The following is a 10,065-nucleotide window of genomic DNA, read 5'->3' on the forward strand; positions in this document are numbered from 1 at the left end:
GCAGGGCTCTGAGGGTAGAATTAGTCATGGCGTATCACCTCTGTTGATTGAGATTCTTCGCGGGAATCAATCAGCAGGATACGCCACCTCTTCTATCCCTCCGTACACCAGAAATGACCATAACTCTGAGCTTGGGGCGAAAGAACTTCCTGTTTTTTGGCTCTGATCATGGTGGTGAACGGGGAGCCTTGTTGTACAGCTTGCTCGGCACCTGCCGGTTGAACGGGGTAGATCCGGAGCATTACCTGCGGCATGTACTGAATGTGATCGCAGACTGGCCGGTGAACCGGGTCAGTGAACTGCTGCCTTGGCGTGTTGCTCTACCTGCTGAATAACCTGTCGCCCCTGTCAATACGGCCTTCGCTGGACGCTTACCTATTGAACAGCGTTATTACATCAGTTCCAAAGCACTGACGCGGGATGAGTTTGCACGATCGGTGCGTGGGCACTGGGCCATCGAAAATAGCCTGCACTGGGTGCTGGACGTCACGATGGGCGAGGACGATTGCCCAATTTATCGCGGTGATGCCGCAGAGATCCTTGCGTGCATCCGGCACATGGGGCTGAACATGCTCAGGGCTGAAACTTCACGCAAAGCGAGCATCAGACGGAAGCAAAAGATTGCAGGAATGAGCAGTGAATACCTGGAAAAGGTACTCAATGCTGGCCTCAACAAATTGGGTGAATTTTAACAATATGTTCACGCTCTCGCCCTGCCTCAAACCGGTGTCTTGTTTACGCTACTTTAGTGCGCACTTTCTTCGGTATCAATTTCAGACCCTTCTTGAACAAACAAACGGTCGTGTTTGGAGAGCAAGTCGTGACGTTGCCACACACCACGCACACCACCCGCACTGACATTGATGCCTTGCAGAGCCAGTTCTTGGGCGACCCGCAGCGGCCATGGGTTGGTCTGGTGAGGGAGTAATCGAGGATAGCCTGCTCAATCTCGGGCGCAACCCGGTTGGGATGAGCCCCTTTACAGACGGGCAATTTGTCGAGCAAGCCCTCGGCGCCATAGGTCTGGTAATGACGGGAGCCTGTAAATAATTCTGTGTAACTGTCCACTCCATTACAGGTGACCGTCCATGCGGGTCAAGAATATCTCTTTGCGGGTTTTGCGGCGTTTAGCATGGAACTCGCTATCCGCGAAAGTAAGTTGGTGACTCATGCTGAACCTCATCCCTGATATCAAGTAGGGATATGATCTCACACCAAAGACTTGTTCGCACCTTCCCCAGTTATTGTACCAATAGGTGGCGACGGCCGGTATACCAGAAAGGGCGACCAACTTGATCGCCCCTTCTATTATCGTAGTACTACATTACGCCTTTTTGGATTTTCTAAATATGTACTTTTCAAGTTCAACGATGAGGAAAACAATGAAGCCGAAAAGGATACAAATACCCCATTGAGTCATGCTTAATGGGGTGCTGCCAAACCATCTGTTCATCATCGGTAAATAGACATAGGCGAGTTGCAGTAATAGTAAAGTACCAACCATTAACCAAGCAACCTTATTGCTAAGGAGTCGAGTAAGGCTTAGGCTGGAAACTTCGATATACCGACTATTAAACAGATAGAACGTTTGTGCCAATACGAGAGCATTGAGTGCCATGGTTTTAGCGATAGCATCGGATGATCCAGAGGCCAGTTCAAATGCAAATAGACTCATAGTTAAAACGCCGATCAGCGTAGATACTATAGCCACACGCAACAGGAAAGGCGCACTTATAATTGATGTTCCTGGTTTACGTGGAGGGCGACTCATCAAATTAGGCTCACTGGGCTCAAATGCCAGTGCAAGTGCCAGAGTGACTGCTACTACCATATTCACCCATAAAATCTGCACAGGAGTCAAAGGAAGTGTCAATCCAAGCAGAACTGAAAAGAGCATTACAAAACCTTGCGCACCATTGGTTGGCAGAATAAAAAGCAAGGATTTTTGAATGTTATCGTAAATGGTTCTTCCTTCTTCAATCGCTTTTTCAATAGAAGAGAAGTTATCATCGGCGAGTACTATATCGGCGGCATCTTTTGTGGCTTCAGTTCCCTTAATGCCCATAGCGATACCCACGTCGGCGCGCTTTAGCGCTGGAGCATCATTCACGCCATCCCCCGTCATGGCAACAACCTCCCCCCGAGCTTGCAGAGCCATTACAAGGCGAAGCTTATGCTCTGGGCTGGTTCTGGCAAAGATATCACAACTGCCCACCAGTTGTTGTAACTCCTCGTCACTTGCGACCTCAAGCTGATCACCAGTCACCACCTTTATCGTCTCGGCATTACCAATGCCCATCTCAATACCTATTGCCTTAGCGGTATCTGCATGGTCTCCAGTAATCATTTTTACCCGAATCCCGGCTTTATGGCATTCTGAGATGGCAGCTATTGCTTCAGGCCTCGGTGGATCAACAATACCGATCAAACCGACAAAAACCATTTCTTGTTCAAGGTCACTCAACTCTAATGTACTTTTACTGGAAGGCACCACACATGTTGCGGCAGCGAGGACACGCAACCCTTGGCGTCCCAACATTTCAACTTGCTGATGCCAGTATGAGGCGTTGATCACCTCAGTTGCTCCATTTGCATTCAGCTCTGTTTTACAGCGTTCGATTAGACGGTCCGGTGCCCCTTTCAAGAGAATTTTCCGTTCACCAGACGGCGTATCGTTTAATGTTGCCATAAATTTGTTTGATGATTCAAATGGAATAGCGGCCAGGCGAACGTAGCCAGTAGCATCAAAAGATGCTTTATTGCCAAGAACACGCAGAGCAGCCTCAGTTGGTTCACCTACGATTCGCCACTCATCGTTCTCCATTATCACATGTGTATCATTGGCAACAGACACCACTTCTAGCAGTGCAGATAAACATGGGGCATTGGATATAACTACTTTCTTATCAGCGATAGTTATATCGCCTATCGGTTGGTATCCATCCCCACTCACATCATATTGTCCACACCGGGTGAGCACTTTCTGTGCAGTCATTTCATTGCGCGTCAAAGTACCGGTTTTGTCTGAACAGATAACGGTAATTGCACCAAGCGTTTCGACAGCGGTTAGTTTACGGGTGATGGCATTACGCCGAGCCATACGCTGAACACCTATAGCAAGGGTAATGGTCAGAATAGTGGGTAGACCTTCTGGAATGGCTGCCACCGCAAAGCCAATTGCAGCCATAAAAACCTCTGCTATCCCTTGGCCATGGAACAGCACACCAATAATCAGCATTAGCGCCAGCATGGATAGGACAACCCATGCCAAGGATTTACTAAAACGATCCATCTGTTTTGTTAACGGAGTATCCAGAGTCTCGACTTCAGTGATCATTCGACTGATTTGACCAATCTCAGTTAAAGCACCTATTGCCGTAACAACTCCAACACCGCGTCCAGCAGAAACCATTGAGCCTGAATAGGCCATACAGGTGCGATCACCAAGCGGAGAGTCGGTGGCCATCGCCGCAGTCCCCTTATCTGCGGGTACCGATTCACCAGTCAGTGCCGACTCTTCTATCCGCAGCCCTGTGGCTTCCATTAAGCGGAGATCAGCAGGGACTCTATCGCCAGATTTCAATCTTACAATGTCGCCAACCACCAACTCATCAGCATTAATTTCATCCCATTTATGATCTCGTAGCACCTGAGCACGGGAAGAGAGCATATTGCGGATCCCGGCTAAGGCAGTCTCTGCTTTCCCTTCCTGTACGAAACTGACAATCGCGTTAAGGACGACGACCCCGACAATTACCCAAGTATCAACCCAGTGTCCTAGAAATGCGGTTGCGATTGCTGCGGCAAGGAGGACATAGACCAGCATATCTTTGAAGTGGCTAATGAAGCGAACAAAAGCTGACTTGCCCTCCGGCTCTGGGAGCTTATTTGGGCCATATAACTTTAGTCGCCGTTGTGCTTCATTACTTTCCAAGCCATTTTCGGTAGCGTTCAACGCTGTTAGCGTACTAGCAACATCAAGGGAATAAGGTTTTAGCAACTCATCTTTTTCAATCATAAATTCACCTTAAAATTAACACTGAGGCAGCCTAATAATATGTTACAGTTTCATATAAAGCCAAGTTAGCCCTTCTCAAAAGCATTTCGGTTAATTCGTCCAAGCCAATATTGCCAAGTCATGGCTCATACACAATAACTTTAGCAGCAACTAATTGAAATAGACATGAAAAAGGCTTCGTTTATGAGCTAATCGGCGCTGTTTCCCAAATCGATACGGTTTGAATGGAACTAACTGAAAACATAGCGATTAGACCTGATCGGCGTTGTTTCCCAAATCAGCCGTAAGAATGCAGCTTCCCCAGTCCCAAGTGACCGTTACCCCCGGCGCTTTTCAGCGGCGTGTTTTCTGACTTGCCACGCGCCGTCGCCAAACACCTTTAGATCAGTCGAATCGATAACCAGATCGGTGATGCGCCCCCTGGAGGGCTGCCGATAGGCCACCTTCACCGTGCTGGCCCGCTTGCTGAACCGCTATAATCCGGCGCACACAGCGGCACATTCATCAACGCGAACAAGGAGTCGAGTCGCCCCTGAGTCGCTCGCAGAGTGAGGCTGAAAATCCCCTTGAGCATCAAGAATGTAGAGATTGTCTGGTCAGTATAGAGCTGGCTGCGGCCTCGTCGCCCGTGATGGTCTTGGTGAAACCAGTTATCTATGGCATCTGCATCAACGGCATCTGCATCTACCCAGAAGGTGAGAGAGCCACGGTCAATCAGCGGCTTGTTGTCTTGAGGCCAGTTGGTGATGGGGTGAAGCGACTTGCCCATGATGCAGACTTGAAGGGAATGGTGGTGATCAGATCACCGCGCCCTCAGTTAGTTCCATTCAGCTGCATCGATTTGGGAAACCACTCGGCTGTAAGGTGTCTAGGGAACTAGGGGTAATTCAGAAAAGAGCGGCATTTTTTAGATTTAAGCTCTGCCTTGAGCAATAAGTTGCGCCACATTTGGCTATAAATGCCAAAAGCGCAACTTTTTGCAGTTGCATGCTCTGATTGAGCAACTAATTGCGCGTCTGCAGATGGGGGTGACACACGGCGTAACATTAAGTATATGTTTTATATGTGAATTTTTTTTGGCACGGTCACTGCTAAGGGTTTGGTCGAGTGCTAGCTCATTTAACCCACCTATTTTAGGAGCATACACATGCCAACTCCATGTTATATCAGCATCGAAGGTAAAACCCAGGGCAACATCACCGCTGGTGCCTTCACCTCCGACTCCGTCGGTAACATCTTCGTACAAGGTCACGAAGACGAGATGCTGGTACAAGAGTTCCAGCACGTTGTCACCGTGCCGACTGACCCGCAATCCGGTCAGCCTGCAGGTCAGCGTGTCCACAAGCCGTTCAAGTTCACTGTTGCGCTGAACAAAGCCGTGCCGCTGATGTACAACTCCCTGGCCTCCGGCGAAATGCTGCCGAAAGTGACCCTGAAGTGGTACCGCACCTCTGTTGAGGGCAAGCAGGAGCACTTCTTCTCTACCGTGCTGACCGATGCCACCATCGTTGACATCGACTGCCAGATGCCGCATTGCCAAGACCCGGCGAAATCCGACTTCACCCAGCTTATCCAGGTCTCTCTGGCCTACCGCAAGATTGACTGGGAGCACACCGTTGCCGGTACCTCTGGTGCTGACGACTGGCGCGCCCCGATCGAAGCGTAACGGGTACACAAGGGCACTGCTTGCGGTGCCCTTTTTGCCATCTGCCTGTTTGACGGGGATCTCCTGCCGCTTGCTATTCACTTTTCCATCCCGGCGATTTTTTCTTATGCCTGTTTGCTCTGCGCAAGCGGGCACAAGAAAAAAGACGAGTTCACGTCTTGCCGCACGCCGTCAAGGGCGTGCGGTAGCCATGGTGTCAGAAACGCCGGGGCGATGACGGATCTCTCACACAGTTTGAATGGCTCCCGATTGTGCGGGGCCGCATGACATCTCAGGGGCGCTCACCGATGGCAGACAGCACAGGATTACAATTTACCGTCAAGGTAGGGGCCTTGCCCGAGACCACCTTTGTGGTGGCCGAGTTTGCGCTGGAAGAGGCGCTGAACGTGCCTTTCCAGTTGCGCTTGGAATTGGCGAGCCCTGAGCCTGACGTCGACGTTGGCGCCGTGCTGGACCAGCCCTGTGAGCTGCTGGTGTGGTACAACTGTGAGTTGCAACGCCGGGTGTGCGGGGTAGTGAGCGACTTTGCGCAAGGGGACAGCGGCTTTCGCCGTACCCGCTATCAGCTGCAAGTCAAACCGGCCCTGTGGCGATTGGGTCTTCGCCAAAACTCCCGCATCTTCCAGGCGCAAAAGCCTGACGAAATCCTCTCCATTTTGCTGCAAGAGCACGGCATCACCGACTACGCCTTTGCGCTGAAAAACGAGCACGCCCAAAGGGAATACTGCGCGCAATACCGCGAGACCGACCTCGACTTCTTGAACCGTTTGGCAGCCGAAGAGGGGCTGTTCTATTTCCATGAATTCGAAGCAGGCAAACATCGTATCGTGTTTGCCGACGATGCGGCGGCATTAACAGCTGGCCCCGAGCTCTTCTTTAACCTCGGCAACCGTTCGCTGGAACAGGGCGCCTATGTTCGCCAGTTCCACTACCGCGAATCGGTGCGCCCCTCGGATGTAGAGCTCAAGGACTACAGCTTTAAAACCCCGGCTTATGGCCTCTCCCAGAAGAAAATGGGGGCTGAGCTCGAGCACCAGCGCGACACTTACCAGCATTTTGACTATCCGGGCCGCTACAAGCAGGACTGCAGTGGCAAGGCGTTTGCCCAGCACCGCCTTGATGCCTTGCGCAATGACGCGGTCAGCGGCAGTGGCAAGTCCAACAGCGCAGCCCTGCTGCCGGGCCAGACATTTTCACTCACCGAGCATCCGAACGGCAGCCTCAACACCGACTGGCAAATCGTCCATATCCGCCACACCGGCTTGCAGCCGCAGGCGCTGGAGGAGGAAGGGGGCAGTGGCCCGACCGTCTACCACAACGAATTTGGCGTGGTCAAAGCGAGCACCACTTGGCGCGCCCGCATCGGCAGCCCCGAGGCACCCCACAAGCCCATGGTGGATGGCCCGCAAATCGCGATAGTGGTGGGCCCGGAGGGGGAGGAGATTTACTGCGACGAGCATGGCCGGGTAAAACTGCAGTTCCCGTGGGACAGATATGGCAGCTCCAACGACCAGAGCTCCTGCTGGGTGCGGGTGAGTCAGGGCTGGGCGGGCGGTCAATATGGCATGATGGCCATCCCGCGTATCGGCCACGAAGTCATCGTGAGTTTCCTGGAAGGGGACCCCGACCAGCCCATCGTCACCGGCCGCACCTTCCATGCCACCAATCGCCCCCCTTACGAGCTGCCAGCCAACAAGACTCGCACCGTGCTGCGCACCGAAACTCATCAGGGTGAAGGCTTCAACGAGCTGCGTTTTGAAGACCAGGCGGGGCAGGAAGAGATTTATATCCATGGTCAGAAAGACCTGAACGTACTCATAGAGAACGACGCTGCTTGGCACATCAAGCATGACCAGCACACCAGCATCGATAATGAGCGGGTTACCCGCATCAAGGCCAACGACCACCTGACGGTGGAAGGCGAGAAGCGCGACCACATCAAGGCGGACTATTCCCTCACCGTCGATGCCTCCATGCACCAGAAACTGGGAGATAGCTGGCTGACCCAGGCGGGACAGGAAGTACACGTCAAGGCCGGTGCCAAGGTGGTGTTGGAGGCGGGATCTGAAATTACCGTCAAGGTCGGCGGCTGCTTTATCAAGGTCGATGGCGGTGGCGTCACTATGGTCGGCCCGACGATCAAGATGAACTCGGGTGGCAGTGCCGGTTCGGGGTCAGGATGGGCCGGAAAATCCCCCCTGGGCCCCTTGGGGGTGAGTGTTCCCCCCATGCCCAAAGTGCCGCTCAGTCCTGCCCAGCTTGCGACCATGAAGAGTGCCGCACCTTTCTGTGAGGAGTGTGAGAAGTGCAAGGAGGGCGGCTGTGAAATCTGAGGCTATGTCGCTTGCAGAGTGGGTGGCTGAGCAAACTAGCCCACTCTATGCCGTACTGGCAGGGGCCAGCGATGCGGCGCCCTTGCAGCACTACTACCAGCTTGATGGCCGTCATACACCGCGCGGACTCTATCTCGGTACCCCCTATCACGACTGGCTCCCCGTGATGCCCTATCTGGTCGCGCTGGACAAGGAGAGTCCTTTTATCGAATGGGCAGAGACGACCGATGCTCGCGATTGGGGATTTATTCTGGCGACAGCGCAACCTATTGGCACCCTCTATGGCCATTTTCAGGGGCTGACCCAGGTCTGGCATCAGGGGGACGCCGTGTTCTTTCGCTATTGGGATGGTGTGTATATGTCTGCCATCGCCACACAGCTTGGTGATGGCATGACGACGCTGTTGCCTGAGCTGGATGCGATGTGGTGCCAGGGCAATGCATTTTCATGGGGACCATCGGAGCCTTGTGCTGCACGTCCGTTTCCTTGGTGGGAACTTCCTCCCGCTATCGCAGCCGCGTTGGCCGGGCAAGATACAGGTCCCCTTATCAACAACCTGATGCAACAGTTGGCAGATCAGAATGGCCAGCTTTACTGGTCTTTTCCCGAAGCCAATCTCAGGTGCAAAATCGCCCGTTTCATTTCCCGTAGTCCATCCCCTGATATCGATCTATTTCCAGCGCTGGAAGCGGCGCTGCTCAACGAGGTTCAAGCATGAGTAATGCCGGCCAGGCCGTCTTCACCCAGGTGATCGCCGATTATCGTAATACCCTGACTGAGTACCGCAAGGATGCCGAGAGTTTCTTTCTGGGCGACATGCTCGGTATGGACATGGAGCAGACCATCAAGGTTGGTGACAAGACGATAAAAGCCTCATCAAGCAGCAAGAAGGCGCAATCCGTGGTGACGCAGTGCCCGTTGAGCGGCACCTTGCGGCTGGTCCATCTGTTTGAATCCGTGCGCTTCATTCCCATCGGTAACACCCCTTACAAGGTGGAAGCGGGCAAGATGGTTCGTGGACGTTTTGTCAGTGAGGGGGTCGTGGATGAGGGAACTCTGGATGCCAAGGGGATTGCCGAAGTCGGTAAGCTGACTCCGGGCCAGTCCTATCAGGTCACCTTCTATCCCAATGTGAAGAAGAGTGATCTTGATGCCTTATTTGCCTCCTATGTACCGGTGCAACAGGATCTGGAGGCCTGGCTGACCAAGGAGTGGAACAGCGAGCACAAAGCTGCGTGGGGCCGTTATAACGCCACGGGGGCCGGGGTTGGCAGTCATGCGTTGGCGGCTGCCAGTGGTGTTGGCAAGGCGCTGGTCGGGGTGTGGGACGATCTTAAAACCATCTACAACCTGCTGGCCGATCCGGTGGGCAATGCCAAGAAGCTGGCCGAGCTCGGCGTCGATGCCGCAGCCATGGCTCAGGCGGGGGCATCCCAGATGGAAGCCGCCATGCTGGTGCTCCAGGATGAAGCGCTGCTCTATCTCTATGCCTACGCGCTGGTGAGCTGGGTCAAGATGCTGCCGCCGGATCAGCAGACCGAGTTTGGGTCTCAGGGTAAGCGTCCGGCCACTACCGTCTGGTGAATGGAGGCAGTTGTGGACAAAGTAGTTCCCACTAAAAAGTAGTGGGAACCAAAGATGGTGTACACCAATAGCCATACCAATAGCAGCCGTAAAGGCAGAGCCAATTACTCGCGAGAATTCAAACAGCGACTTGTCGATGCCGCCAACCAACCCGGCGTCTCCGTCTCAAAACTCGCACAGGAGCACGGGGTCAATGCCAACCTCTTGTTCAAATGGCGACGTGATGCCAAAGCCGAAGCCCCTGCGTTATATCCCATCGAACTGGTGTTGCCCCCTTCATCCACGGAGCTCTTCTTGCCGCCGATCCCGCAGCCCGAAACGCTCACGCCAGATACAGCCTCTGAACCGACACCATCAGGCACCATCGAGATACGACTGGGGCGGGCAATGGTCGTCATTGATGGCACCGTCGATACCAATGCATTACGAATGATCCTGGAGACCCTGCGCGTATGATCAATCCT

General features: G+C 53.2%; 6 protein-coding genes and 4 pseudogenes. 7 read left to right on the top strand and 3 right to left on the bottom strand.

Annotated features, from left to right (window positions below):
* Positions 1-125 precede the first annotated feature (125 nt).
* Both GWQ22_RS19815 and GWQ22_RS19820 read left to right on the top strand, forming a co-directional pair.
* Positions 126-335 (top strand): annotated as a pseudogene (locus GWQ22_RS19815) (transposase domain-containing protein); the annotation flags it as partial.
* 42 nt (positions 336-377) lie between these two features.
* A pseudogene (locus GWQ22_RS19820) lies at positions 378-692 on the top strand (ISAs1 family transposase); the annotation flags it as partial.
* A gap of 101 nt (positions 693-793) precedes the next feature.
* Here the strand turns inward: GWQ22_RS19820 and GWQ22_RS19825 are convergent.
* The 3 genes and pseudogenes from GWQ22_RS19825 to GWQ22_RS19840 all read right to left on the bottom strand — a co-directional run.
* Positions 794-1,035 (bottom strand): annotated as a pseudogene (locus tag GWQ22_RS19825) (IS481 family transposase); the annotation flags it as partial.
* Between the two features lie 289 nt (positions 1,036-1,324).
* Positions 1,325-4,018: a cation-transporting P-type ATPase gene (locus tag GWQ22_RS19835; protein WP_275931400.1), complete on the bottom strand. Its 2,694-nt coding sequence runs from the start codon at positions 4,016-4,018 to the stop codon at positions 1,325-1,327.
* A gap of 323 nt (positions 4,019-4,341) precedes the next feature.
* A pseudogene (locus GWQ22_RS19840) lies at positions 4,342-4,787 on the bottom strand (transposase); the annotation flags it as partial.
* A 378-nt stretch (positions 4,788-5,165) separates the two neighbouring features.
* Here GWQ22_RS19840 and hcp1 point away from each other — a divergent pair.
* From hcp1 to GWQ22_RS19865, 5 genes are all read left to right on the top strand, one after another.
* Positions 5,166-5,684: a type VI secretion system effector Hcp1 gene (gene hcp1 / locus GWQ22_RS19845; protein WP_010634822.1), complete on the top strand. Its 519-nt coding sequence runs from the start codon at positions 5,166-5,168 to the stop codon at positions 5,682-5,684.
* A 287-nt stretch (positions 5,685-5,971) separates the two neighbouring features.
* Positions 5,972-8,017, top strand: coding sequence for a type VI secretion system tip protein TssI/VgrG (gene tssI, locus GWQ22_RS19850; RefSeq protein WP_275931401.1), 2,046 nt, complete (start codon positions 5,972-5,974; stop codon positions 8,015-8,017).
* Positions 8,007-8,735, top strand: coding sequence for a DUF4123 domain-containing protein (locus tag GWQ22_RS19855; RefSeq protein WP_275931402.1), 729 nt, complete (start codon positions 8,007-8,009; stop codon positions 8,733-8,735). The genes tssI and GWQ22_RS19855 overlap by 11 nt, the downstream gene beginning before the upstream one ends.
* Entirely contained in the window at positions 8,732-9,601 is an 870-nt protein-coding gene (locus tag GWQ22_RS19860) for a hypothetical protein (RefSeq protein ID WP_275931403.1), read from the top strand. The genes GWQ22_RS19855 and GWQ22_RS19860 overlap by 4 nt, the downstream gene beginning before the upstream one ends.
* A gap of 54 nt (positions 9,602-9,655) precedes the next feature.
* The gene (locus GWQ22_RS19865; protein WP_275931404.1) at positions 9,656-10,057 is read left to right on the top strand and encodes a transposase; all 402 of its coding nucleotides are present in this window, start codon (positions 9,656-9,658) and stop codon (positions 10,055-10,057) included.
* Positions 10,058-10,065: the final 8 nt, after the last annotated feature.

This window comes from Aeromonas sp. 1HA1 (assembly GCF_029237385.1).
GTDB classification, from domain to species: Bacteria; Pseudomonadota; Gammaproteobacteria; order Enterobacterales; family Aeromonadaceae; genus Aeromonas; species Aeromonas popoffii.